22 protein-coding genes are annotated in these 24,545 nt (G+C 72.4%); 8 read left to right on the top strand and 14 right to left on the bottom strand.

Features of this window, described 5'->3' with window-relative positions; translation table 11 throughout:
- Positions 1–9: 9 nt before the first annotated feature.
- Entirely contained in the window at positions 10–711 is a 702-nt protein-coding gene (locus OG589_RS17235) for a YoaK family protein (RefSeq protein ID WP_405150236.1), read from the top strand.
- A 21-nt stretch (positions 712–732) separates the two neighbouring features.
- On the opposite strand, the gene OG589_RS17230 is transcribed toward OG589_RS17235, so the two are convergent.
- From OG589_RS17230 to OG589_RS17165, 14 genes are all read right to left on the bottom strand, one after another.
- On the bottom strand, positions 733–2,379 hold the full coding sequence (locus OG589_RS17230; RefSeq protein WP_405150235.1) for a PucR family transcriptional regulator: 1,647 nt from the start codon (positions 2,377–2,379) through the stop codon (positions 733–735).
- Between the two features lie 54 nt (positions 2,380–2,433).
- Complete coding sequence (locus tag OG589_RS17225) at positions 2,434–3,594, bottom strand: M20 family metallopeptidase (protein WP_405150234.1); 1,161 nt, start codon at positions 3,592–3,594, stop codon at positions 2,434–2,436.
- A gap of 59 nt (positions 3,595–3,653) precedes the next feature.
- Positions 3,654–4,406 (bottom strand): SDR family NAD(P)-dependent oxidoreductase, encoded by a 753-nt coding sequence (locus OG589_RS17220; protein ID WP_405150232.1) that lies wholly within the window; start codon positions 4,404–4,406, stop codon positions 3,654–3,656.
- A complete protein-coding gene (locus tag OG589_RS17215; protein WP_405150231.1) occupies positions 4,403–5,419 on the bottom strand; it encodes an alpha-ketoacid dehydrogenase subunit beta in 1,017 nt (338 codons plus the stop codon). Before OG589_RS17215 ends, OG589_RS17220 begins: the two co-directional genes overlap by 4 nt.
- On the bottom strand, positions 5,419–6,393 hold the full coding sequence (locus OG589_RS17210; protein WP_405150229.1) for a thiamine pyrophosphate-dependent dehydrogenase E1 component subunit alpha: 975 nt from the start codon (positions 6,391–6,393) through the stop codon (positions 5,419–5,421). Before OG589_RS17210 ends, OG589_RS17215 begins: the two co-directional genes overlap by 1 nt.
- Before the next feature lie 59 nt (positions 6,394–6,452).
- Positions 6,453–7,316, bottom strand: a complete 864-nt coding sequence (locus OG589_RS17205; protein WP_405150227.1) for a VOC family protein — start codon at positions 7,314–7,316, stop codon at positions 6,453–6,455.
- A 35-nt stretch (positions 7,317–7,351) separates the two neighbouring features.
- Positions 7,352–9,208: a gamma-glutamyltransferase family protein gene (locus OG589_RS17200; protein WP_405150225.1), complete on the bottom strand. Its 1,857-nt coding sequence runs from the start codon at positions 9,206–9,208 to the stop codon at positions 7,352–7,354.
- A 55-nt stretch (positions 9,209–9,263) separates the two neighbouring features.
- On the bottom strand, positions 9,264–10,151 hold the full coding sequence (locus tag OG589_RS17195; RefSeq protein ID WP_405150224.1) for an SMP-30/gluconolactonase/LRE family protein: 888 nt from the start codon (positions 10,149–10,151) through the stop codon (positions 9,264–9,266).
- Positions 10,148–11,590, bottom strand: coding sequence for an amidohydrolase family protein (locus OG589_RS17190; protein WP_405150222.1), 1,443 nt, complete (start codon positions 11,588–11,590; stop codon positions 10,148–10,150). The genes OG589_RS17195 and OG589_RS17190 overlap by 4 nt, the downstream gene beginning before the upstream one ends.
- A complete protein-coding gene (locus tag OG589_RS17185; protein WP_405150220.1) occupies positions 11,575–12,366 on the bottom strand; it encodes an ABC transporter permease in 792 nt (263 codons plus the stop codon). The genes OG589_RS17190 and OG589_RS17185 overlap by 16 nt, the downstream gene beginning before the upstream one ends.
- Before the next feature lie 2 nt (positions 12,367–12,368).
- On the bottom strand, positions 12,369–13,172 hold the full coding sequence (locus OG589_RS17180; RefSeq protein ID WP_405150218.1) for an ABC transporter permease: 804 nt from the start codon (positions 13,170–13,172) through the stop codon (positions 12,369–12,371).
- Positions 13,169–14,005, bottom strand: coding sequence for an ABC transporter ATP-binding protein (locus tag OG589_RS17175; protein ID WP_405150217.1), 837 nt, complete (start codon positions 14,003–14,005; stop codon positions 13,169–13,171). Before OG589_RS17175 ends, OG589_RS17180 begins: the two co-directional genes overlap by 4 nt.
- Positions 14,002–14,751: an amidohydrolase family protein gene (locus OG589_RS17170; protein ID WP_405150215.1), complete on the bottom strand. Its 750-nt coding sequence runs from the start codon at positions 14,749–14,751 to the stop codon at positions 14,002–14,004. The genes OG589_RS17175 and OG589_RS17170 overlap by 4 nt, the downstream gene beginning before the upstream one ends.
- Positions 14,752–14,855: 104 nt before the next feature.
- Positions 14,856–15,914, bottom strand: a complete 1,059-nt coding sequence (locus tag OG589_RS17165; RefSeq protein WP_405150214.1) for an ABC transporter substrate-binding protein — start codon at positions 15,912–15,914, stop codon at positions 14,856–14,858.
- A 341-nt stretch (positions 15,915–16,255) separates the two neighbouring features.
- Here OG589_RS17165 and OG589_RS17160 point away from each other — a divergent pair, with 341 nt between their 5' ends.
- The 7 genes from OG589_RS17160 (at position 16,256) to OG589_RS17130 (ending at position 24,530) form a co-directional block, all read left to right on the top strand.
- A complete protein-coding gene (locus OG589_RS17160; protein ID WP_405150212.1) occupies positions 16,256–16,849 on the top strand; it encodes a hypothetical protein in 594 nt (197 codons plus the stop codon).
- Between the two features lie 151 nt (positions 16,850–17,000).
- Entirely contained in the window at positions 17,001–17,567 is a 567-nt protein-coding gene (locus OG589_RS17155; RefSeq protein WP_405150210.1) for a hypothetical protein, read from the top strand.
- A gap of 246 nt (positions 17,568–17,813) precedes the next feature.
- Positions 17,814–17,981, top strand: a complete 168-nt coding sequence (locus tag OG589_RS17150; RefSeq protein ID WP_405150208.1) for a hypothetical protein — start codon at positions 17,814–17,816, stop codon at positions 17,979–17,981.
- 355 nt (positions 17,982–18,336) lie between these two features.
- Complete coding sequence (locus OG589_RS17145) at positions 18,337–19,869, top strand: hypothetical protein (RefSeq protein WP_405150206.1); 1,533 nt, start codon at positions 18,337–18,339, stop codon at positions 19,867–19,869.
- Between the two features lie 137 nt (positions 19,870–20,006).
- Positions 20,007–21,896, top strand: a complete 1,890-nt coding sequence (locus OG589_RS17140) for a S9 family peptidase (protein WP_405150205.1) — start codon at positions 20,007–20,009, stop codon at positions 21,894–21,896.
- A complete protein-coding gene (locus tag OG589_RS17135) occupies positions 21,845–23,170 on the top strand; it encodes a serine hydrolase domain-containing protein (RefSeq protein ID WP_405150204.1) in 1,326 nt (441 codons plus the stop codon). The genes OG589_RS17140 and OG589_RS17135 overlap by 52 nt, the downstream gene beginning before the upstream one ends.
- 10 nt (positions 23,171–23,180) lie before the next feature.
- Complete coding sequence (locus OG589_RS17130) at positions 23,181–24,530, top strand: serine hydrolase domain-containing protein (RefSeq protein ID WP_405150202.1); 1,350 nt, start codon at positions 23,181–23,183, stop codon at positions 24,528–24,530.
- The last annotated feature ends 15 nt before the right edge of the window (positions 24,531–24,545 follow it).

Genomic DNA, 24,545 nt, shown 5'->3' with positions numbered 1-24,545 from the left:
GAGTCTCCTTTGTCTGGTGCTTCCCGCAAGCGTGACCTGCTGGTCGTGCTGCTCTCCCTGAACAGTGGCGCGACCGACGCCATCGGCCTGCTTCTCCTGGGCGGCGCCTTCACCAGCGTGATGACCGGGAACATGGTGCTCCTCGGCGTGTCGGGCGCTCAAGGGAACGGAGCGCTCGCCCTGCACGCCGGTGCGGCGATCATCTGCTTCGTGATCGGCTGCGCGGTGGGCCATCGGCTGGCCGGGAGCGCCCGCTCCGACGACCCCGTCTGGCCAGCCCAGATCAGCCGGGCGCTCACCGTCGAGTTCGCCGTGCTCATGGTCTACGCCGCGTTCTGGATGGTCGCGGGCGGCAAGGTGTCGGAGACGGGGGCGCTCGGCCTGCTGGCGCTCAACGCGTGCGCGCTCGGCATCCAGAGCAGCAGTGTGCAGCGGTTCGGGGTGCCGGGACTCTCCACGACGTACCTCACCGGCACGCTGACCACGCTGGTGATGCGGTTGACGGCGGGTAAGCCGCTGCGGGACGTCCAGCTCAGCGCGCTGCTGCTGCTCGGACTGATCGGCGGTGCGGCCCTTGGCGGGCTGCTTGCCCTGCGCGCGCCGGTCGTGGCCCCGCTGCTCCAGCTCGCGTGCGTCGGCGCCGTCCTTCTCGCCTCGCGCTTCCTCACGCCCACGCGCACGACAGCCGCCGCCGCTGAGGTCTCCGGCTGACCCGGGCGGGACGCGGGAACGTCAGCTGCGGATGGCGTCCAGGGCCATCAGGGCGACCTCCAGGGAGACGCAAACCTCCTCGGACTCCAGATCGGCGCCGAGGATGCGGCTGATCCGGGTGAGCCGCTCGTACATCCAGGCCCGCGAGACGTGCGCGGCCTCTGCAGCGGCGGTCTTGTTCCTGCCGGACTCCAGGTAGGCGCGCAGCAGCGCGATCAGCGAGGTGCCGTGCTTCTCGTCGTAGAGCAGCAGCGGGCGCAGCTCGCGCTCGGCGAAGGTCTGGAGCCGGGCGTCGTCGCGCATCAGCTGGAGCAGGCCGCGCAGCCGCAGGTCGGGCAGGCGGTAGTACGAGCGCCGCTCGGGCATCCGGATCGCCGCGTCGGCCACCTGGATGGTCTCGAGAAGTACCCGTCGTACCTCGGCGACCGAGGACACGGGGTCGCCGACGGCCATGACGTACCGGCCGTCGGGGTAACCGCGCCGGATCCGGGCGGCGAGGCGTTCGACCGCGGCGTGGCCGTCCTCGCGCGGGCCGAGCGAGACCAGCATGCCGATCACGGCGTCCTCGACCGGGCCGACCAGGGCGAGCAGGCCCGCCTCGCGTACGGCGCCGGTCGCCACCCCGGCCACGGCGCGCAGTACGGCCTGCCTGTCGTAGGCGTTGGAGGGCAGGGTCTCGCGGGTGCGTAGCACGACGGCGACCAGCTGGCGGCCGTCCAGTGGGACGCCGACGGCGCGGGCCTCCAGGGCGATCTCCGCGCTGGTCTGCTTGGGCGAGAGCAGCCCGGACAGCAGGGTGCGGTGCGTTTGGAGCGCCAGCGTCTCCAGGTCGCGGGTGACCAGGCGGCCGAGGGCGAGTGTGGATGCGGCCCGCTCGACCAGCATGGTCAGCCGGTGCGAGGGGCCGGGGACCGAGACGAGCGCGAGCCGGCCCCAGTCCTCGCCGCGCGCTCCTACGGTGGTGACCAGCCAGCCGGTGTGCTGGTCGTAGGAGGTGCGGGCACCGGTCTGCACGCTGCGCGAGCGGGCCTCCCACTGTTCCAGCACGTTCTCGGCCGGCTGCCCCGCGGTGTCGAAGGCCAGGACCTGGTGGGCGAGGTTCTCCAGTACGGCGGGCCGTCCGGACATCCGTGCGACCTGGCGCAGCACGTCGCCGGGCTCGGCGCCCTCGACCGTCAGCTCGTTGAACGCCTCGTGGATGCGCTCGGAGGCTCGCAGCTCCTCGATCTGCTTCTCCAGGATGCGCGAGTGGACGTTCTCGGTGATCCCCACGAAGGGCGTGGTGCGCAGCAGCAGCACGAGCGGCAGCCGGTGCCGCTCGGCGCTGGAGCGCATCGCCTGCGGCACCGAGTCGAGGAATCTCGGCCCGAGCCCGACCACGACCCCGGCGGCGCCGACCCCGGCCAGTTCGCCGATGAACCGGGCCAGGGAGGCGTCGTCGGAGGCCAGCGCGATGCCGGTGGTGAGGATCAGTTCGCCGCCGCGCAGCATCGGCGCGATGGTGGGCAGCTCGCTCACGTGTACCCAGCGCACGGGCGCGTCCAGCCCGGCCGCGCCGGCCACGACCTGGGGACGGCCCTGCTGTAGCGAAGGGAATTCCAGCACCTGGGCGACCGTGGGCAGGGCCTCGACAGCGTCGGAACCCCAGTGAGGCTCGTCGCCCGTCATGTCCCTCCCTGAAACGCCGCTAGACCTCCCGAATGTCGGGAAAAGACCGATATATCACCAATTTTCCACCAATGTCCAGAGTATGTGGGCTCCGAGGTCGAGGTCGGCCAGCGGGACGTACTCGTCGGCGGTGTGCGCCTGGTCCGTCGCGCCCGGGCCGAAGACCGTGCACGAGGTGCTCCCGGTGAGCGCGGCGACCATCGAGGCGTCCGTGTACGCCTCGTGCCCGTCGGCGCCGCCGACCGGGACCGGCTGTCCGGTGTGCGTCTGGTAGGCGGTCCGGATGCCGCGCACGATCGGCGCGTCGTCGGCCGCGCGGACCGGCGGTCGCTCGGCGCCGAGCGGTTCGATCTCGTAGCGCGCGCCCGGGTGCTCGGCCACCACGCCCGCGGCGACCCGCTCGACCAGGGCCTGAGCCTGCTTCGGCGTCATCGGCGGCACGATCCGCACGTCCAGACGCGCCTCGCAGGAGGGGGGCACCACGTTGGTGGCCACCCCGCCCCTGAAGACGCCGCAGGTGAAGCGCGGCCGCCCCAGCACCGGGTCCTCGTACGGCAGGGCCGCGAAGACCGTTTTGAGCCGGTCGACCACCTTGGCCGTCAGGTGGTTGGCGTCGATGCCGAGATGGGCGCGCCCCGCGTGGGCCATGCGGCCGTGCACCCGCAAGGTCAGCCAGCGCAGGCCCATCTGCGCGATGCGCAGCCGCATACCGGTGGGCTCCAGCGCAAGCACCTGGTCGTCGGGGCGCAGGAAGCCGCTCTCGACGAGGCGGTGCGCGCCTGCCATGTCCGGGGCCTCCTCGTCCACCGTGGCCACCAGCACGACGTCCCCTCGCGGGGGGCGGCCCCCGGTGGTCAGGGCGTCCAGCAGGTTGATCGCCAGGGCGAGTCCGGCCTTCATGTCGCAGGCGCCCCTGCCGTACAGGCGGCCGTCGGCGATGGCGGCGCCGAACGGCGGGTGGGTCCAGCCCTCGCCGACCGGGACGGTGTCCATGTGGCCGAGCAACACCAGGCGAGGTGCGGCCGGGTCGCCGGGCACCCGCGCGACGACGTTGTCACGGCCCTCGGCCACCGGCATGCGCGCAGGGGAGAGGCCCGCGTCGGTGAGCCGGTTGCCGACCCATTCGGCGCACTTGCCCTCGAGCGGTCCGGGGTTCTGGCTGTCGATGCCGATCAGGGCGGAGGTGTCGGCGATGACGCTGTCCAGCGAGATCATTGCGTTCCTGTGGTTGGTTACGGCTGAGCCGCGGGATGGGCGGATGGATGTCGATGAGGTCAGCCGGAGGGGGGCGGGCCGTCGACGACCACGGTCTGGCCGCTGACCCCGGAGGACTCGGGCGAGACGAGCCAGGCGCAGACCCGTCCCACCTCGGCCGGGTCGAGCAGGCGGCGGAACGCGGAGGCGTCCGCGAACCGGGCGAGCACCTCGGCCTCGGTCGCGCCCTCGCGCTCGGCCACCTGGGCAGCCAGGCGCCGCAGCATCGGGCTGTCCACGTTTCCGGGACATACCGCGTTGGCCCGCCCGCCGTGTCCGGCGATCTCGGCGGCGAAGCTCTGCACGAAGCCGATCAGGCCGAACTTGGACGCGCAGTAGACCGAACCGCCGGCCTCGCCGCGCAGTCCCGCCGTGGAGGCAAGGAAGACGGTGCCGAAGGGGTGCGGGTCGGCCGCGAGCACCCGGGCCACGGCCTGCCCAGTGTGGAACGCGCCTCGCAGGTTGACCGCCATCAGCCGGTCGTACTCGGCCCAGTCGGTGGTGGCCACCGGGCCCGTGTAGTTGACGCCTGCGGCGTATACCAGACCGTCGAGCCGTCCGCCCGCGCCGGCGTCGGCCAGCAGCCGGTCGACCGACTCCTGGTCGGTCACGTCCACGAGGCTCGACCGGTGACCGTCCCCGCCGGGCAGGGCGGCGGAGGGATCGACCGCGTCGGCCGCCCACACGGTGTGGCCGCGACCTGCGAGAGCGTCGCACGCGGCGCGGCCCAGCGCACCGGCAGCGCCGACCACAACGACGATCGAGGAGCTCACGAGGCCGCTCCCATCGCGCGTACGGCCTGCGCGATCGAGGCGCGGCGCGGGACCACGGCCTGCTCCAGGCTGATCGCGGCGGGCACCGGCACGTCGGGGGTGCCGTGCCGCGCGACCTGGCGCAGTGCCTGGGGGCCGAGCCGTTCGATCACGCCGGTGACGACCTCGCCGCTGAGCCCGAAGCCGAGGTAGTCCTCGTCGACCACGAGCAGCCGCCCGGTGCGCGCCACCGAGGCGGCGACCGTGTCCAGGTCGAGCGGCACCACGCTGCGCAGGTCCACCACCTCGACGTCCACTCCCTCGGCGGCCAGCTCTCCGGCCGCGGCCAGGCTCTCGCCGACGGTGGCGCTGAGCGTGACGAGGGTCAGGTCGGTGCCCTGCCGCACGACGGCGGCCTTGCCGAGCGGCACGGTGTAGCGGTCGCGGGGCACCTCGGCGCCATGCGCGAACGAGCCGGCCTTCTGCAGCAGCAGGCCCTTGTGCTCGATGAACACCACCGGGTCGTCACTCTCCACCGCCGCCGCCATCAGCCCCTTGCTGTCGTACGGCGAGGACGGCGCGACCACCTTCAGCCCGGGCAGGTGCGCGAAGGTGCCCCACAGGCACTGCGAGTGCTGCGCGCCCGAGCCGATGCAGCCGCCCGCCGTCTTGATCACCATGGGCATGGCGACCCGGCCGCCGGTCATGTACCGGATCTTGGCCGCGGCGTTGTAGACCTGTTCGAGGCAGACGCCGATGAAGTCCACGAACATGATCTCGACGACCGGCCGGTAGCCCTCCATGGCCAGGCCCACCGCCATGCCGGTGAAGGCCATTTCCGAGATCGGGGTGTCGCGCACCCGGTCCCGGCCGAACGCCTTCTGCAGGCCGCGGGTGCTGCCGAAGACGCCGCCCTGCAGGCCGACGTCCTCGCCGAGCACCAGGACCCGGCTGTCACGCTCCATCTCAAGGCGCAGCGCCTCGGCGATGCTCTGCGAGACGTTGATGTTCCGTACGGCGGTGCCGGTGCTCATCAGATCAGGCCTTTCCGGGCGGCCGCGAACACGTGGTCGCGGGCGGTGGCGGGGTCGGGCAGTGGGTCGGCGCGGACCTCGGCGAGCGTGGCGGCGATCGCCGCCGTGACCTCCGCCTCAACCGCGTCCAGCTCGGCCTCGGTGGCCGCGCCGCGCGCCAGGATCCGCTCCCGGGTCAGAGGCAGCGGGTCCTGCTGCTGGCGGCGGCGGTCTTTCTCGCCCGCCGGGCGGTACAGGTCGAGGTCACCCTCGTAGTGGCCGCGGAACCGGTAGCAGGTGGCCTCGAGAACGGCCGGGCCGTGCCCGGCGCGGGCGTGCGCGACCGCCTCGCCGAACGCCTCCGCGACGGCCTCTACGTCGAGCCCGTCCACCCGCCGCCCCCAGGCGCCGTACGCGGCGGCCCGCTCGGCCAGCGTGGGCGTGGCCGTCGACTCCTCGAACGGCACCGAGATGGCCCACTCGTTGTTCTCGATCAGCACGACCAGCGGCAGCCGCCAGGCGCCGGCCATGTTGAGGCTCTCGTGGAAGCCCCCGGTGTTGGCGCCGCCGTCGCCGGTCACGCCGACCGCGACCGAGTCCCGGCCCTCGATCCGCGCCGCGTACGCGTGGCCGAGCGCCACCGGCAGGGTGGACCCCACGATGCCGGTGGTGGAGAACCGGCGTTCCAGGTCGAACAGGTGCATGTGGCCGCCGAAACCGCCGCACAGCCCGGTCGCCCGCTCGTAGATCTCGGCCAGCATCGGCCTGACCGGTACGCCCTTGGCCAGCGCGTGCAGGTGGTTGCGGTGCGTGCTGACCAGGGCGTCGTCGTCGCGCAGCGCACCGATCATGCCCGCCGCGACGGCCTCCTGGCCGATCCCGATGTGCAGCTCGCCGTGGATCTCCCTGGTGGGCACGCCCGCCAGGCACGCCTCCTCGAACCGGCGCATTCGCACCATGGCGAAGTATCGCTCCACCAGCGTCGGACCGTCCATGACCGTGGCTCCTTCTCTCTCGTTCCGGGTGCGCGTCGTGCCCTCGCCGTCCCGCCTCCCTAGTGGCTGGGACACGGTTGTTCCTCCAGCTCGACGACCGTGCGGGAAGGCGTCCAGCAGTACGCTGCACGACCCTCGGCGTACTCCGTGACCCGGCCGATCAGCTCGCCGCCCGCGGCCGTCAGCTCGGCCAGCGCGAGGTCGATGTCGTCCACCAGGTAGGCCGTGTGGCCGATTCCCGGCCACACCGGCAGCCGCGGGTCGGCTCCCGCCGGCACGTCGTGGAAGGCGAGCAGCTCAAGCCGCTGGCCGCTCACCGGCGAGACACACTGCGCGAGGTCGCAGCGGATGCCGGGCAGCCCGACCGTGGCGCGGATCAGGTCGGTCATGCCGCGTGCCTCGAAGACCACCTCGAAGCCCAGCGCCCGCCGGTGGAAGTCGACGGCCTCGTCCAGGTCCGGTACGACGACGCCGCTGTGGTGCCACGTCCAGGTGGCCACGGCGCCCGCGCGGGCCGGCCGGGGCATGGCGGCGGTGTACTCCCGCCAGCCTCCGTAGGGGGAGATGTCCAGGTGGACGCCCTCGGCCAGCTCGCGCGGGTAGAGGATGCCGCTGAGCACGCGGCCGTCGGCCAGCTCGACCGGACCCCGGTACAGACCGGGAGGCTCGCCGTCCTCGACCCGGCGCAGCACCTCGGCCGGAACCCGGTAGACCTCCCCGGCGACCGAGACGCCGCGTGGTCCGGCCTCGTGCGGCGGCAGCCGGTACATGCCGGGATGCACGTCGCCGATCGAGTGCACCCGGTAGTGCGGCGCGGTGCGCGCCTCGCCGAGGAATTCGGCGCCCGCCAGGTTGGGGTGCAGCGCGAGACCGCGCATCAGGGTTCCGTTGACGAAAAGGTCCACGGCCTCTTCGGTGTCCACGTGACTGCCCTCCAGGGGTGGTGGTCGGTGGTGGCTCATCGGGCGATCGCGTACGCGCTGCGCCGGGGGTCGGCGCCCGCGGCGAGGACGCGCCGCTCGCCGTGGCGCGGGGGGATCAGATCGCCCACGGACTGCACGGACCCGGCGTCGAACTCGTAGGCCGGCCAGGGCCGTACCCGGTGCCCGCGCGCGGCGAGGCCGTCGCGCACCGTCTCGGGGACGCGGTCCTCGACCAGCAGCAGGCCCTCCCCGGAAGGATGCGGGTGAAAGCCGCCCGGGTAGCTGGAGCCGAACACCCGCGGCGCCTCCACGGCCTGCTGCGCGGTCATGCCGAAGACCGTGCCGTTCAGGAACGCCTGGAGCATCGCCTGGACGATGACGTCGCCGCCAGGGCAGGCCATCGCGGTGACCGACGGGTCCGCGGTGCCTTCCGATGTGCACTCCGCGCCGCCGTTGAGGTCGCCCAGCGCGATCAACGCGGCCGGGGTGACGCACGGCCGCTTGCCGGGCGCGACCGCGTTCGGATGGCCCGCGACCAGGCGGCTCTGCACGCCCCGAGGGGAGCAGAGGATGCCCAGCCCGGGGATGATCGGCGCGCCGTCGATGGTGTCGCTGGGCGAGGACGCGAACGCGGTGCCGTCCCCGTCCATCACCACCACCGCGGTGGTGGAGCCCAGCCGGGGCGTGCCGGACGGCAGGGTCGGAAGGTTCGGCAGCGCACGCGTGCCGATCCTGGCGCGCAGCGCGTCCAGGTGGGCGGGGGCGAGCAGCTCGGCGGGATCGAGCCCGGTGTGCGCCGGGTCGCCGTAACACCGCTCACGCTCGGAGAAGGCCAGCTTGAGCGCCTCGGTCACCAGGTGCAGGTACTCCTCGCTGTTGTGACCGGCCGCCGCCAGGTCGTAGCCGTCCAGGATGCCGAGCGCCTGCGCGACGATCAGGCCCTGGCTCCACGACGGCGTGACGTGTACCGAGCGGCCGGCGAACCGCACGGCCGGAGCCGCCGCGACCTCGGCGGCGTATCCCGCGAGGTCCTCGGCGTCCAGGAAGCCGCCCGCGCCGGTGACGAACGCGGCGATGGCCCGCGCGGGCTCTCCCCGGTAGAACGCGTCATGCGCCGCCCGCAGGCCGCCCGCCCGGTCCGCACCTGCGCGCAGCGCGGCGCTCTCGGCGTCGGCCAACGCGCGCAGCAGCGCGGCGAGCTCGGGCTGGACCAGCCGCTCGCCCACTCGTGGAGCGCGCCCGCGCGGCCAGTACACCGACCGGCTGGACTCCCAGGCCCCGAATCCACGGCCCATCACGGCCAGGCTTGCGGCTGTGCGCATGTCGACGGGGAAGCCCTCCTCGGCCAGCGCGATCGCGGGAGCGGCGGCCTCGGCGAAGCCGATCGTGCCGAACTCCCGCAACGCGGTGATCCAGCCGGACGGCGCGCCGGGCACGATCGACGGCGCCCCGCCGAGCGGCAGCGCCCCGCCGTACCGGGCGAGCAGCGCGTCCAGGGTGGCCTCACGACCCCACACGCCGACCCCCGCCACGCTGTGTACGGTGCCGGACCCGGCCGGTCGGACCAGGATCGGCGCGATGCCGCCGAAGTTGGCCATGTCCACCTGCACCACGTTGGAGGCCAGGCCGGCGGCGACCCCGGCGTCCACCGCGTTGCCGCCGCGTCCGAGCACCTCGGCGGCGATCTGGCTGACCAGCGGGTGCCCGGCCACCACCGCCCAGCGCTCGCCGAGCAGCGTGGGACGCATCGACTCCGCTCCGGGGAAGACACCGGGCACGATCCCGCCGCCCATTCCGGCGCCCTTGCGAGGCGTTCCGTCCCGTCCCCCAGCACCCGCCCCGCCGTACGGCTCGGCGGCGTCGGAGCACTCGAACCCCTGCGCGATGGTCATCGTCCGTCCTTCCTCGTCCCGTCCCGCGGCCCGCCCGCGGCCGTCACGCCGCGCATCAGCCCGCGTACGGCGGGACCGGCATCCCGCGCACCCCGACGTCGGCGGCGAACACCGCTCCGGCCTCCGGCTCGGCTGCGAGCTGCCGCCCGTCCATCTCGACCCGGCCCGTGGTGATGTACAGCCGGTCCAGCTCCGTGCCACCGAACGCGCAGCTGGTCACCTGGCGGACCGGTAGCGGGACCGTCGCGTCGTGGCTGCCGTCCTGCCGGTAGCGGCGCACCTGCCCGCCGCGCCACAGCGCGACCCAGACCCCGCCCTCGGCGTCCACCGCGAGCCCGTCCGGCACCCCGGCCTCGTCCTCCACGGTGACCCACGCGCGGCGGCCGCTCGCCGTACCCGTGGCCGGGTCGTAGTCCAGCACGTCGACTCGCCGGGTGGCGCTGTCCACGAAGTACATCCGAGTGCCGTCCGGTGACCAGCCGATGCCGTTGGCGACGCTGGTCCGGTCCAGGATCCGCTCCGGCGCCGCCCCGCCGGGGGCGATGCGATGCAGCCCGCCGCGGCCGGGAAGCATGTCTGCGTCGAGTGTGCCGAACCACAGGCGCCCGGCCGGGTCCACTCCCGCGTCGCCGAGCCGGTTTCCCGCGGGCTCGCCCGGCACCTCGACCGTCCGCTCTTCCACGCCCGCCGCGTCGAGCAGCGTCAGGCCGGACCGCGCGGCCACGACCAGCCCTCCGTCCACGCGGGGCAGGACCGCGCTGACCGCGTGCCCGAACTCGCGGAACGAGGTCTCCCCGGTGTCCGGCACGTGCCGGTAGACCCGGCAGCGCAGCACGTCGACCCAGAGCAGCGTGCCGGTCGCCGTGTCCCAGGCCGGGCCCTCGCCCAGCAGGTCCTCGGCCCGGCAGACGGGCTCGGCCAGAACCGGAAGCACGCGCATCATGCCTCCACCCCGGCGAGCAGGCCGCGCAGCGGCTCCTCGTGCGCCGCGAGAGCGGTCAGCCGGGCGGCACGTGCGGCCCGGTCGGCGGCGAGCGTCGCACGCAGCCGCGCCCGCGCGGCGTCCGCCTCGGCATGGCACCGGGCCACCCCGGACTCCACCAGGCGGCGTCCCCCGCTGAAGACGTCGGCCACGTCCGTACGAGCCGTGTCGTACACGATCCGGTCCACCACGTCGCCGCGCCCGTGTCCGGACGCGACCGCGATCAGGTCGGCACGGTACCCCGGTGCGATCCGGCCCAGCCGTGCCCCGTGACCGGTCGCCGCGGCGCCGCCCTCGGTCGCCAGCGCGAGCACCTCCCGCGGGGTCAGCGGCCCACCCGCCCGTTCCGCGGTCGCCAGCGCGGCACGCATCTCCGCGAACATGTCCGGGGCGGACTCGTGCTGGCTGTCCAGGCCGAGCGCCACGTTCACCCCCGCGTCCAACCAGGCGCGTACCGGCGCGTCCCCGGACCCGAGCCTCCGGTTGGAGGTGGCACAGTGAACAAGCGCGGTACCGCGCCGCGCGAGCAGCCCGATCTCCGCACCGGTCAGCCAGACCCCGTGCGCCGCCGACAGGTTCGAGCCGAGCAGGCCACAACGGTCGAGCATCCCTGTCGGGTCCCCCTCCGCCGACCAGTCGCGCTGGTGGCGGCTCTCCAGCAGGTGGGTGTGGACGCGGAGTCCGCCCGCGGCGCAGCGCCGTAGCGCGGCGAGCGCCGCGTCCGAGCACCACTGGGGCGCGACCGGCGCGACGCCGAGCCGTACCCGCCGGGTGCCGCGCAGGTCGGCGGCGGCGAACAGACCGGGGAAGTCGGCGGGGGCCACGCCGCGCCCGGGCGCCGCCAGCCGCTCGGCCCCCCGCCAGGCGGCGTGCGCCCGTTCGGGCAGGAACTCGCTCCGGTCGGTGAGGCCGAGCGCCAACTCGGCGCGCAGCCCCGCCTTCTCCAGCGCGGAGACCACCGCGCCGACGCCCGCCGCGTACTCGTCCGGCGGGGCGAAGGTGTGGTGGATCGCCTGAACGGTCGTCACCCCGGTGGCCGCCAGGTCCGCTGCCGCCACCAGCGCGTCGTTATGGGGATCGAGCGCGGTCGTCCCGGTGAGCCGTACGACCCAGATCTCCAGGCACGCGTCGGCGACGCCCTGCTCGGCCAGTGGCAGTGCGCGCAGGTGCGAGTGCGCATCGGTGAAGGCGGGCAGGACGGTCCCGTCCAGGGTGACCGTACGGTCCGCCGGCACCTCGCCGGCCAGGTCGGCGAACGGCGCGACCCTGACCACCGTGCCGCCCTCCACGAGCACCCCGGCGTCCTCTACCTGTACGGCACGGGCGTGGGCCAGGAGAGCACGGCAGCGCAGGAGGAGGGGCCGCTGCCCGCGATGGGCGCCCATCACCGCGCCGCCCATCGCACCAGCCGCCGCTCCGCCACCGTGACCAGGGCGAAGACCAGCCCCGCCAGGACGGTGGACGTGAGGATCGCCGCCCACATCTTCTCGGACTCCAGCGCGAGCGCCGAGCTGATCACGAGCTTGCCGAGGCCGTTGCCGCCGATGACCCATTCGGCGGTCATCACGCCGAGCACCGCCGCGGGCGCGGCGATCCGCATGGCGTCGAAGAACGCCGGCATCGCCGCCGGCAGCCGTACCCGCCAGTAGACGGTCAGCGGGCCGCAGTCGAGCACGTGCATCAGCTCCAGCGCCTCCCGCTCGACCGAGCGCAGCCCGAGCAGCACGTTGACCAGCGTCGGGAAGAACACGATGAGCGCGGCCACGACCACCGTGGACGCCGTGCCACGGCCGAACGCCAGCGTGATGAAAGGCGCCAGCGCGACGATCGGGATCGCCCGCAGGGTCAACGCGAACGGATAGAGCAGCGCGGCGAGCACCGGCGAGGCCGAGATGAGCAGCGCCAGCACAAGACCGGCCGCGTTGCCCGCCGCGAAACCCGCCACGACGGACACAGCGGTGGCCCGGGCGGCGTCGAGCACCGCAGCCCAGTCCGCCGTCGAGACGATCGCGGTGGGAGCGGGCAGCACGTAGGAAGGCGTGCCGGTGGCCCTTACCACGACCTCCCATACGACGAAGGTCAGAAGGATCACCAGCGCGGAGCCGGCCAGGCCGCGGGCGCCCGAGGGCAGGCCGGGCGACCGGCGGCGCGCCCGGGAGAGTGTCTCGGTGGCCATGCTCAGCGCTCCTTCGCCGCGTCGACGGAGGCGTGCCACGGCGCTGCCACTCGCGCGACCAGCTCGAACACACCCACCAGCAGGCCGGTCACCGCGGTGGAGAGCACAAGCGCGGCCCACAGCTCCGGGATCTTGTAGCCGAACATCGCGTACAGCAGCGCGAGCCCGAGCCCCTGGTCCGCGCCGACCCATTCCGCGATCATCGCCGCGATGAACGCCGCCGGAGCGGCGATCTTGAGCGAGGCGGCGAACGCCGGCAGCGCGTACGGCAGGCGCAGGTGGCGCAGCGTGCGCAGCCGGCCGGTGCCGAGCACCTGGCCCAACTCGATCACCCGCGTGTCCGTGGCGCGAAGCGCCCCTGTGAGGTTGACCAGCACGGGGAAGAACGCGGCCAGCAGCGCCACCGCGGCCTTCGAGCCGAAGCCCAGGCCGAGCGAGGCGACGAGCGCCGGGGCGAGCGCGATGACGGGGATGCTGTACAGCATCAGCGACAGCCGGTACAGGCCGTCGCCGACCAGCCGGAACCGGTCCATGAGCAGCGCGAGCACCAGCGCGAGCACGACGCCGCCGGCGAACCCGGCCGCCGCCTCGCCCATGGTCGTCACGGTGTTGGTCAGGTAGCCGTCCCGGCCGCGCCACAGAGTGGCCAGGATCTCGGTCGGCGCGGGCAGCACCCCACCCGGACGGTAGAAGGCGCGTCCGCACGCCTCCCAGGCCAGGAGCACCGCCGTGTACCCGGCCACCGCGATCGCGACCGTGGCCCTGCGGCTGATCCGGCCACCGCCGAGCGCGCCGCCGCGGCTCATGGCCCGGTCCCCTCGTACGCCTCGGTCAGCAGCCGCGTCAGCGTGCGCTCGTAGGCGACGAACTCCGGTAGCAGCATGGTGTCCGCGTCGCGCGGGCGGGGCAGGTCGATCTGCAACTCGGCGATGACCCTGCCGGGCCCGCACCCCAGGACCACCACCTGGTCGGACAGGAACACCGCCTCGGAGACGTTGTGGGTGACGAGGATCGCGGTGGTGCCGGTCTCCAGCCAGATGCGCTGCAGTTCGTCGTTCATCTGCCGCCGCCGGATCTCGTCCAGGCCGTTGAACGGCTCGTCGAGGAAGAGCAACCTCGGCCGCAGGATCAGCGCGCGGGCGATCGCCACCCGGCGGGCCATGCCGCCGGAGAGCTTCGCGGGCAGAGCCTTCTCGAACCCCTTGAGGCCGACGAGGCGCAGCAGCTCACGCGCCCGCTCCTGCCGCTCCGCCTTGGCCACCCCGGCGACCTGCAGCGGCAGCTCGACGTTGGCCTGCGCGGTGCGCCACGGCAGCAGCACCGGATCCTGGAAGACGAAGCCGAACTCACCGGCCCGCCTGGCCTCCTCGGGGGACCGGCCGAACACCTCGACGGAGCCCGAGGTCGGGCGTACCACGTCGGCGAGGATGCGCAGCAGCGTCGACTTGCCGCAGCCGGACGGGCCGATCAGGGTGCTGAAGCCGCCCTCACGGATCGTCAGGGAGATGCCCTCCAGCGCGGTGAACGGCGTGCCGCCCACGTCGAACCGCTTCCCGACGCCCGTGGCGTTCACCACGCCGCGCGCCGTGCCGCCTGACACGTCGTCCTGCCGCGCCGGTACGCCTGCCCGGGCCCTCACGCCCGGGTCCCGGGTACCAGGCCGAGCAGCCGCGCCAGGTTGGCGCCTTCCACGAGCGCACGGTCGGCCTCGTCCGGAACGGCACGCGCGATCTTGGCGCGTTCCAGGTCGAAGTGGCTGCCCGGCCAGTCGGTGCCCATCACCAGGCGGGACGCGCCCAGCCGCCGGTAGGCCATCTGCACCTCGATGAGCTGGGTGCCCGAGGTCTCCAGGTAGATGTGCTCGTTACGCTCGGCGACGAGGATCGCCTCGTTGACGTTCCAGATCGTGCCCATGTGCGCGATCAGCACCGGTACGTCGGGGAACCCCTTGGAGATCTCCTCGATCGACAGCGGCGCGCAGAACGGGTCGTCCAGCGCGTTCACGAGGACCACCAGCCCAGCCTCCCGGCAGGCCGCGAAGATCGGGTCGAGCAGCCCGTGGTCCGCGAAGTGGTAACCGTGCATCGTCGGGTGCAGCTTGAGCCCCTTGAGGCCGTACTCGCGCCCGCAGGCCAGCACGGTCTCGACCGCGTCCGGGCGCCGGGGGTCCACCTGACCGAAGCCGACGATGCGATCCGGGTGCGCGGCGACCGTCTTCGCGATGAACGCGTTGTCGATCATCTGGCCGAGGGAGCAGCCCACAGCCATGTCGACCCCTGCGGCGTCCATCGAAGCGATCATGCTCTCGGGGGTGTAGGACTCGGCGGTCAGGTAGTCCGAGGTCCCCCCGGCCTGCCACACGTTGTTATAGGCGTCGATGATCACGGGTTCTCCGCTCGTGGTGGTACCGATCTGAGGTCGGCGGATCGGGCTTGCCGCCGCCGGGACTGCTCGGCCGTACCGGATATGCCGGGTGCCGCGTGCGGACGTCAGGTCAGCAGCGAGGTACGCCCGCCGTACGCGGCGTCCAGGACGGAGGTGGTGACCACGTCGGCGACGTTCGGCTTGCTGCTGATCGTGCCGGCCGCCGCCAGCTCGTCGATGATGTTCCGCATCTTCGCCGGGTCGACCCGAAGCACCCCCTTGGGCGAGGCGATCAGATCCTTCTGGAACTCGGCGGTGGCGGCCTCGTTGTCGGCGTCCAGACCGCTGGTGTTCCACTTGGTGGCCACGAGCCGCCCGATCTCCTCCGGGTTGGCGTTCATGTACTCGTAGCCCTTGATCGTCGCGCGCAGGTAGCGGACCAGGTCGTCGTGGTTCTTGTCCAGGTTGTCCCGTGTGGTCACCAAGACGTTCCCGTAGCTGTGCACGCCCAGGTCTTCCAGGTACAGCACATGTACGTCCACGCCCTGCCGCTTCAGCGCCACCGCCTGGGAGGTGGCGTACCCGGAGTACCCGGACGCCTGGCCGGTGGTCAGCTGCGTCGGATCGGTGCCGGCGGGGATGAAAGTGACGCCCTTCACCCCGGCCTTCTTCACCAGCGACTCGAACTGCTGGCGCGAGGCCTCGGTGACCGCGATCGTACGGCCGGCGAAGTCCTGGATGCCAGAGATCGGGTCGTCGGCCTTGCTGAGGATGGCGAACGGCGAGGTCTGGAAGATCGCGCCGTAGATCACCAGCGGCTGGCCCTTGGCCGCGGCCACCAGCACGTTGGTGTTGTCGTCGTCACCGGTGAACGCCTTGCCCGAGGCGATCTGCTGCCACGACAGGATGTTGGGACCGCCCGCGGTGAAGGCGGCCTCGATCTTCTCGGCCGCATAGTAGCCCTTCTCCTGGGCGGCGAAGTACCCGCCGAACTGGGCCAGTTTCAGCCACCCGAGCTGGGCGTTCAGCTTCAGCGTTCCGTCGGCGGATGTCGTGGTGGTGGAGCCGCCCGAGCAGGCCGACAGCAGCCCGCCCGCGGCGAGTAGCCCGGCCCCGGCGCCGAACAGTTTCAGAACGTCACGGCGTCCACGGGCACTTCCGGCGATTCGGGGCGAGGTCTCCATGGGGGTCCTCCGGGGGGATCGGTGGCAGGGAGGCTGCGGATGTGCAGCGGAACCTGCGGTTTCGTGCCCTCAACCCTCGCAACGCCGCCGTATTTTGGACAACAGCCGAATTGTCAGTGGATTGGCCGTAACACTTGACGAAGTGTCCATGGCGAAACAGCACGGCCGACGAACGGCAACGGCCGGTCCTGGCAGTTCGAGAGCCGCCCCCGTCAGGGAAGCAGGGCGCCGGTACAAGGAAGTACCACTAGCCTCCCGATCTGTGACATGCCCAGCTCAGGGCAGCCCTCGATCCGGCCGTCGGCCCAGCTTGGGACGCGGGGGATCGGATAGATTCCCATATGGAAAGTTCAGCCCTGTACGAGCTGTGTGACCACCTCGCCGATCGCGGGCCGCAGCTCGGCCGGTGGAGCCGGCAACTCGCGCACCAGCCGCAGCACGGCGACTTGCACACCATGCAGTTCTTCAGCATCTCGGACTTCAAGCTGTACGCCGCCGCCCAGCAGGCGGGTCTGCCGATCCCGTCATACGACGGGGACGATGTGGCCCGGCGCGCCCGGGACGACAACGCGCTCGCCGCGGCGCTCACCGTGGCGGCCACACTGACGGCGCAGTCGGGTCAGGCGCACACCAGCCCGCACGAGGTCAGCGGGCCTAGTCTCGGCACGGTCGTAGGGTCGATCCCGGCGGCGCGGATGAGCGACACGATCGCCGAGGCGCTCAATCGGCAGGTCGGCGCCGCCTACAGCGAGGCCTTCGGCCGGATGCTGCACTACCTGCGGCGGGCCCGGGTGAGGCGGGTGGACCTGCGGACGGCGGCGGCGCTGGGCTTCACTATGCCCGGAGAACCACCGAGGTGGCTGCCCGTGGCTCCCCTGGGTAGGTCTCCGCGCAGTCCGGCTTCGACCGCCTCTCCACCATCACCTGGACAGTGAAGAAGAAGTCCTGGCTGTGTGGGAACACGCACCAAGGTTGGGCGGACGCGATGTCGCGCATCACCGAGGCGCACAAGTACTGATCATCACTGTCTTTCCGGGAACGAGGTAATTCACCATGCGTGCCGTCACTCGCGCCGTCTTACCGGCTGTGATGATCGCGATCGTGGCCACCGCCGGCTGCGCGAGTGAGGGCCCACGGCTGACCGTCGTGAACCACGATGACGAGGACGACGTCACCATCGGCGTCACCCTGCCCAACACCGTCGCCCACCGGCCCTACTCGCTGGGAGGCTGGAGCATGTGCCTGGACCGACCCGGGGCCGTGAGCATCGAGAAAGCCGAACTGATACGCCCGGAAGGCGACATCCGCCTGGCGGCATTCTCCTCTCGCCTTCACGGCGATCACCCATTTCTGGGCAGCGAGAAAAAGCCGCTGACCTCGCTCGGGTTCCCCGCGCGCAGCCCGGCCGTCACCACCCCCTGCCCCAAACGCGGCCAGCACCCTAGTCAATGGGGGCCCACCACAGAACTCGGTCTGCAGTACACCAAGGACAGCGACGCCACCGCCCGCGCAGAGGGCGTCCGCCTCACCTACACCTCGGCAGGCGAGCGCCGCGTCGTCGACTTCTCCCTGATAGTCGAACTGTGCGCCCCCAAGGACACCACCACGACTAGTTGCAAAGAGATGTACAAAAGCCTGAACGACTCCTCCTGAAACGCCACCTCCCCTGAGGAACTCCCCCCACCGCCTTCCGGGGGAGGGACGCCATTTACCCCTTCGGGTACACCACCCGCCCCTTCGGAGGGAGGTACGCCGTTGGGCTCTTCGGGAGTGGAGGGACGCCTGGAGTTCTTTGAATCGCGCCGCCGGGCCGGACCGCCGCCCTCCCTGCCAATATGGATAGAGGTAGCAAACAGGCATAAAAGTCTGTGCTGAGGGTGGGGAAGGAGTCATCCCTTCGTGGGAGTAAGTGAACAGGATCCGCAGATCCCTGACCCCCAGGTGCGTGAGCGGGCCGGCGCCCGCCGCTACACCGCTGCTTACAAGGCCCGGATTCTGGAGGAGTACGACCGGCTCGATAAGGCCGGCAAGGGCGCGCTGATGCGTCGCGAAGGTCTGTACTCCTAGCTGATCTCCAGCTGGCGGACTGCGCGGGATCATGGTGCCGAGCAAGCACTGGCCCGGCCGGTCGGCCGCCCGAAGGCCGACCCGCAGGACAAGCAAATCGACGCTCTGCAGGCGGAGGTCGAGCGAGGGCCAGTTCCTCCATCCCGTGTGCGACCACGCGGGAGCGGAACCAACTGAGCCCCCTCGGACCTCCGAGCGTCGCCCCGGGGCCGCACATGGCCGGCAGGGGAGCCGGGTCCTTGATCACAAAGTGGGTGAATGGCCGGCGCTCGCTGATCCAAATCGGCGCTGGCTCTCGGAAAAGGAGTGACCAGGTCCGGGGAGTGCCGGCGATCATCCTGCTTGGCTGGCGCGCATGATCCACAGTCGACTGAGCAGAATCCTGGCCACGATGGTGGCGGCGGCCACCATGACCACATCGCCGGCACCGGCGCACGCCGCGGGCGACGCGGTCTCCAGGGTCGAGGCGTACCTGAACGGCATCAGGACGGAGCCGGGGAGGCTCCGTGAGTTCGCCTTCGACCTGCCGAAGGGCGCCGACGTCCACGCGCACCTGTCGGGCAGCGTGCCGACCCGGGGGCTCCTCGGCTCCGCCATGCGCGACGGCCTGTGCGTCGACACCACCTCCTTCGTCGCCTCGGCCCCGCCGTGCCGTGCCGGGCAGCGCCCGGCCCGTGACGCGGCCACGGACCTCTCGTTCGGCGACGACGTCGTGCGGGCGTGGTCGATGCAGGGCTTCACCCCGGGCAGCGAGTCGGGACACGACCATTTCTTCGCGGCGTTCGGCAAGTTCGGCGCCGCGTCCGCGCACAAGGGCGAGATGCTGGCCGCCTACGCCTCCCAGGCGGCGGCGGAGAACCAGTTCGCCCTGGAGGTAATGTTGTCCCGCCAGTCGGGGAAGATCGGGGAACTCGCCAAGAAGGTCGGGTTCAACCCCGATCCGGCGCGGCTGCGCGAGCGGCTGCTGGCCGGCGGCGCGATGGCCGCGATCGTCAAGGCGGCGCGCGAGGACGCGGACGCGGACCTGAAGGAGATGCGCGCCGCCCTTCAGTGCGGCAAGGAAGGCGCCGACCCGGGCTGTGCGCTGCCGCTGCGCTTCATCCTCCAGGTCACCCGCACGAGCGCTCCCGAAGTCGTCTTCGCCCAGATGGTGCTCGGGTTCGAGCTGGCCGAGGCCGACCAGCGCTACGTGGGCGTCAACCTGGTCGCCCCGGAGGACGACCCGGTCGCGCTGCGCGACTACCGGCTGCACATGAGCATGCTCGGGTACCTGCGCGGCGTCTACTCGAAGGCCCACATCTCCCTGCACGCGGGCGAGCTCGCCTCTGGCCTGGCTCCGGCCGCGGACCTGCGGTTCCACATCGGAGAGGCCGTACGCACGGGCAAGGCCGAGCGCATCGGGCACGGCGTCGACGTCGCCGGCGAGGACGGGTCGGCGGGCCTGCTGGCCGAGATGGCGCGCAAGCACGTGCTCGTCGAGATCGCCCTCACCAGCAACTGCCAGATCCTGCAGGTGTGCGGCGACCGGCATCCGTTCGCGGCGTACCGCGAGGCGGGGGTTCCCGTCACCCTCGTGACCGACGACGCGGGCATCGAGCACACCGACCTGAGCAGTGAGTACGTACGGGCGATCACGACCTACGGGCTGCGCTACGCCGATGTGAAGAGCATGGCGCGCGCCGCGCTCGACCACGGTTTCCTCCAGGGCCGCGGCCTCTGGCGCGCGCCCGACGACTACACTCCCGCGCCGGAGTGCGCGGGGACGCCCCTCGGTGGCGCGTCGCCCCCGGCCGCGTGCAAGGCCCTGCTGAAGGCCAGCCCCAAGGCGGGCGCCGAGTGGAACCAGGAGGCGGCCTTCACCGCCTTCGAGGACCGCTACGACGGCTGACACCCGACCCTGACGACCCGGCGCCCCCCGCCGGACATGAACGCGGGCGGCGGGGGTTGGAGGACGGCACAAGGGATCGGATCGGATTCGTCGTGGAGACCGAAGTAGCCGCGACGAGCGGTGCCTAGTGTTCGGGCATGCCTCGCCTCTCCCTCAGCGACCTCTACCGCATCGCGATGCCGGGGGACCCCCGGCTGTGCCCGGACGGGAGCGCCGTGGCCTACACGGTCACGACCGCCGACGAGCAGTCTGACGAGAATCGTTCCGAGATCTGGCTCGCCGCCCCCGGCGCCGAGCCGAGGCGCCTGACGGGCGGCCCGCGCGACTCCTCCCCGCGCTGGTCGCCCGGCGGGCGCTCTGTCGCCTTCCTCAGGGCGGTGGACGGAAAGCCGCAGGTCCACCTGCTGCCGATGGACGGGGGCGATGCTCGCGTCCTCACCTCGGCGCCGCTCGGCGCGGGCGCGGCCGTGTGGTCCCCGGACGGGACCATGATCGCGTACAGCGCGCCGCACGGCGACCTGAACCCGCACGCCCCCGTCGTGGCCGACCACCTGGAGTACAAGGCCGACGGCATGGGCCTGCTGCGCGGGCTGACCATGCACCTCTTCGTGACCACCGTGGACTCGGGTGAGACCCGGCAGGTCACCTCGGGCGACTTCCACGCGGGGGAGCCGTCCTGGTCGCCGGACGGCAAGCGGCTCGCCTTCACCACGAGCATGGAGGCCGACCGCGACCTGGCCGTCGGCGGCGCGGTCTACTCGGTGGACGTCTCGGGCGGCGAGCCCGAACGGCTCACCAAGGCCGACGTGATCTGCGCGGGCGCGTGGTGGCTGGGCGAACGGCTGCTGGTCGCCGCGTTCGGCGGTGGCCCGGTGGGCCACACCCGCCTGTACGACCTCGGGACCGACGGGCTCGTGGAGGTCGAGACGGGACTCGACCGCAACATCATGATGGGAGCCCCCGGCTATCCCGGTGCCGCGCCCCAGCTCGCGGGGGACGACCTGATCTTCTGCGCCAGGGACGGCGGCTTCACCCACCTCTACCGCGCACCCGGCGAGAAGATCATCGGCGGGGACCAGGTGGTCTCCGGCGTCAGCGCGGCGAACGGCAGGATCGCCTACGTCGCGGCGACCCCGCACAGCGCGGGGGAGGTCTACCTCACAGGCTTCCCTGGCGACCGGGCGGATGACGCGGGCACGACGCGGCTCACCGCCCACGGGCTCACCGGGGTCGAGCTGTTCACCCCCAGGGCCCGTACCTTCACCGCACCCGACGGCACGCCGGTCGAGGGGTTCGTGCTGCGGGACGAGACGCTCACCGGGCCGGGCCCGCTCCTGCTGGACGCGCACGGCGGCCCGCACAACGCCTGGGCGCCGGTCTTCGACGGCGTCCACCTCTACCACCAGGTGCTCGCCGCGCGGGGCTGGACCGTGCTGACCCTGAACCCGCGCGGCAGCGACGGGTACGGCGAGGCGTTCTTCACCGCCGCGCTCGGCGCCTGGGGCATCGCCGACACCGGTGACTTCCTCGGCCCGATCGACGAGCTGGTCGCCGAGGGGGTCGCCGACCCCGAGCGGCTCGCGGTCACCGGCTACAGCTACGGCGGCTACATCTCCTGCTGGCTGCCCACCCAGACCGGCCGGTTCAAGGCGGCCATTCCGGGCGGGTGCGTCAGCGACCTGACCAGCATGGCCGGCACCTCCGACGCGGGTCATTACCTCAAGACGCACGAGTGCCACGGCGACCTCGCGGCGCAGTCCCCGCTGACCCACGTCGCCCGGGTGACCACGCCGACGCTGATCCTCCAGGGGGAGGAGGACCACCGGTGCCCCGTCGGCCAGGCCGAGCAGTGGTTCGCCGCACTGCGCGAGCAGGGCGTGCCGGTGCGGCTGGTCCGCTATCCCGGCGGCTCTCACCTGTTCATCCTCAACGGCCGCCCGTCCCATCGGGTGGACTACAACGAAAGGATCGTCGAGTGGCTGGAGCAGTGGATACCGGTCGTTGGCACGCCCGTCTCGAAGGGCTGATCGCCGAATACGACGTCCCCGGCGCGAGCCTGGCCTTCCTGCACGAGGGGGAGGTGCACGAGTTCGCCGCGGGAGTGCTGAACACCGACACCGGGGTGGAGGTCACCACCGACTCCCTCTTCCAGATCGGCTCGGTCACCAAGGTGTGGACCGCCACGCAGATCATGCTCCTGGTCGAGCGGGGTGAGCTGACGCTCGACACCCCGGTCGCCGAGGTGCTGCCGGACTTCCGGGTGGCCGACCCGGAGGTGAGCAAGACCGTCACGATCAGGCACCTGCTCACGCACACCTCCGGCATCGACGGGGACCTGTTCCTCGACACGGGACGCGGCGACGACTGCGTGGACAACTACGTGCAGGCGTGCGCCGACCTCGCCCAGAACCACCCTCTCGGCGTCACCCACTCGTACTGCAACTCCGGGTTCATCATCGCCGGGCGCGTCGTCGAGCGGCTCACCGGCAAGGTCTGGGACGCCGCGCTGCGCGAGCAGATCATCGAGCCGCTCGGCCTGACCCACACCTGGACCCTGCCGGAGGACGTCCTGCGCTACCGCGCCGCCATGGGCCACATGGACGGCCGGCCCGCCCCCGCCTGGGGCCTGATGCGCTCCTGCGGCCCGGCCGGGCTGATCTGCGCCAGGCCCGCCGACGTCGTGGCGTTCGCCCGCGCGCACCTCGGCACCGGCCTGCTCGCGGACCCCCGGGCGATGTGGGAGCCGCAGGTGGACGTCCCCAACCCGTACGCCATCGGCAAGCAGTGGGGCATCGGCTGGATCCTGGACGAGTGGGACGGACGGCGGGTCGTCTCCCACGGCGGCAACACCATCGGCCAGGCGGCCATGCTCTGGATGGTGCCCGACACCGAGACGGTGGTCTGCGTGCTGGCCAACGGCGGCCACACCGGGGCCTTCCATCACGCCGTGGCCACCGAGCTCTTCGACGACCTGCTCGGCCTGGCCGTGCCGCCCGTGCTCGGACCGCCGGCCGAGCCGTTCGAGACCGACGTCCAGCGGTACGCCGGGGTGTACGAGCGGGCGGGCGCCCGGATGACGCTCACGGCCCGCGACGGCCGGCTCTCGCTGTACGCCGAGCCGACCGGCGCCCTGGCGGGGCTGCAGCCTCCGATGGAGTTCGACCTCGTCCCGGTGGACGACACCACCTTCGTCGGCCGCCCGGACGGCGAGCCGCAGTGGGTGTCGGCCGTCTTCTACGAGCTCGCCGACGGTTCCCCGTACGTCCACCTCGGCGTGCGCGCCACCCCGAAGATCGCCTGAGGAGCCCGGCATGTTCGAGGACCTGCGAAAGCGTTTCGACGAGGCGGCCCGGCTCCACGGTGTGCCGGGCGCCGCCCTCGCGGTGTGGAAGGGCGGCGAGCTCGTCGAGGTCGCCACCGGCGTGGTGAACAGGAACACCGGCGTGGAGACCACGCCCAACAGCGTGTTCCAGGTCGGCTCCACCACCAAGGTCTGGACCGCCGCCCTTGTCATGCAGCTTGTGGAGGAGGGGCTGGTCGAGCTGGACCGGCCGGTCCGCGAGTACCTGCCGGAGTTCGCCGTCGCCGACGGCGCGGAGAAGGTCATCACGGTCAGGCACCTGCTCACCCACACGGGCGGCTTCGACGGCGACCTGTTCGAGGACACCGGGCGCGGCGACGACTGCCTCGACAAGTACGTGGACTACCTGCACGGCGCCGGTCACGTGCACGCGCCCGGTGCCCTGTTCTCGTACTGCAACGCCGGCTTCTGCGTCCTCGGCGCGCTGGTCGCGCGGCTGCGGGGCGTCACGTGGGAGACGGCGATGCGCGAGCGCCTGCTGGAGCCGCTCGGCGCCACGCACTGGGCGCTGCTCGCCGAGGAGGCCGTGCTCTTCCGGGCGGCGGCCGGGCACGTCGGGCCCGAGGGGACGGTCCACCCGTCCTGGCAGATGCCGCGCTCCAATGCCCCCGCGGGCTCCACCATGTGCCTGGCCCCGCGCGAGCTGGTCCGCTTCGGCCGGATGTTCACGGCGGGCGGCCTGGCCGAGGACGGCACCCGGCTGCTGTCGGAGGAGTCGGTGGCCGCCATGCGCACCAGGCAGGTCGGCGTGCCCGGGGTCTCGGGGCTGCTGGCCGACCGCTGGGGGCTTGGGTTCGAGCTGTTCGACTGGGGCGGCGAGGTCTTCGGTCACGACGGCGGGACGATCGGGCAGAGCACGTTCTGGCGGGTCGTCCCTGAAGCGGACTTCGTCGTCGCGATGAGCGTCAACGGCGCCGGGTTCGCGGGGCTGCTCGCCGACGTGGTGCTGCCGTTGATACGCGAGGCCACCGGGCTCGCCGTGCCGGGCTTCCCGGTGCCGGCCGGAGCGCCTGCGGCCGTGGACCTCACCCCCTACACCGGCAGGTACGAGGGGCCGGTGATCGCCTACGAGGTGGCCGAGGCGGACGGCGGCCTGGAGGTGGTCATGATCCCCGGCGAGTTCATGGCCAAGGCGGGGACCCCGCGCACCACCACGCGCTTCGTCCACCACGGCGAGCACTCCTTCATCGCCGCGGAGCCGGAGGAGGGCAGGCACGAGACGCTCACCTTCGTGGTGGAGGACGGCCGCGCGGCCTACATCCACAACGGGCGGGCGCTGCGCCGTGTGCTCGGTGACTGAACACCTTCACCAATG

Origin of the sequence: Sphaerisporangium sp. NBC_01403 (genome assembly GCF_045040145.1) — a bacterium.
Classification (GTDB): Bacteria; Actinomycetota; Actinomycetes; order Streptosporangiales; family Streptosporangiaceae; genus Sphaerisporangium; species Sphaerisporangium viridialbum.
Note: the sequence above shows the minus strand (reverse complement) of the source record. Positions and strands in the feature narration are given on the sequence as shown.

Excerpts from the sequence above, each read along its gene's own strand:
- OG589_RS17230 (WP_405150235.1), bottom strand. The coding sequence starts at position 2,379 with ATGACGGGCGACGAGCCTCACTGGGGTTCCGACGCTGTCGAGGCCCTG.
- OG589_RS17225 (WP_405150234.1), bottom strand. The coding sequence starts at position 3,594 with ATGATCTCGCTGGACAGCGTCATCGCCGACACCTCCGCCCTGATCGGC.
- OG589_RS17215 (WP_405150231.1), bottom strand. The coding sequence starts at position 5,419 with ATGAGCACCGGCACCGCCGTACGGAACATCAACGTCTCGCAGAGCATC.
- OG589_RS17210 (WP_405150229.1), bottom strand. The coding sequence starts at position 6,393 with ATGGACGGTCCGACGCTGGTGGAGCGATACTTCGCCATGGTGCGAATG.
- OG589_RS17200 (WP_405150225.1), bottom strand. The coding sequence starts at position 9,208 with ATGACCATCGCGCAGGGGTTCGAGTGCTCCGACGCCGCCGAGCCGTAC.
- OG589_RS17195 (WP_405150224.1), bottom strand. The coding sequence starts at position 10,151 with ATGATGCGCGTGCTTCCGGTTCTGGCCGAGCCCGTCTGCCGGGCCGAG.
- OG589_RS17190 (WP_405150222.1), bottom strand. The coding sequence starts at position 11,590 with ATGGGCGGCGCGGTGATGGGCGCCCATCGCGGGCAGCGGCCCCTCCTC.
- OG589_RS17185 (WP_405150220.1), bottom strand. The coding sequence starts at position 12,366 with ATGGCCACCGAGACACTCTCCCGGGCGCGCCGCCGGTCGCCCGGCCTG.
- OG589_RS17180 (WP_405150218.1), bottom strand. The coding sequence starts at position 13,172 with ATGAGCCGCGGCGGCGCGCTCGGCGGTGGCCGGATCAGCCGCAGGGCC.
- OG589_RS17165 (WP_405150214.1), bottom strand. The coding sequence starts at position 15,914 with ATGGAGACCTCGCCCCGAATCGCCGGAAGTGCCCGTGGACGCCGTGAC.
- OG589_RS17160 (WP_405150212.1), top strand. The coding sequence starts at position 16,256 with ATGGAAAGTTCAGCCCTGTACGAGCTGTGTGACCACCTCGCCGATCGC.
- OG589_RS17145 (WP_405150206.1), top strand. The coding sequence starts at position 18,337 with ATGATCCACAGTCGACTGAGCAGAATCCTGGCCACGATGGTGGCGGCG.
- OG589_RS17140 (WP_405150205.1), top strand. The coding sequence starts at position 20,007 with ATGCCTCGCCTCTCCCTCAGCGACCTCTACCGCATCGCGATGCCGGGG.
- OG589_RS17130 (WP_405150202.1), top strand. The coding sequence starts at position 23,181 with ATGTTCGAGGACCTGCGAAAGCGTTTCGACGAGGCGGCCCGGCTCCAC.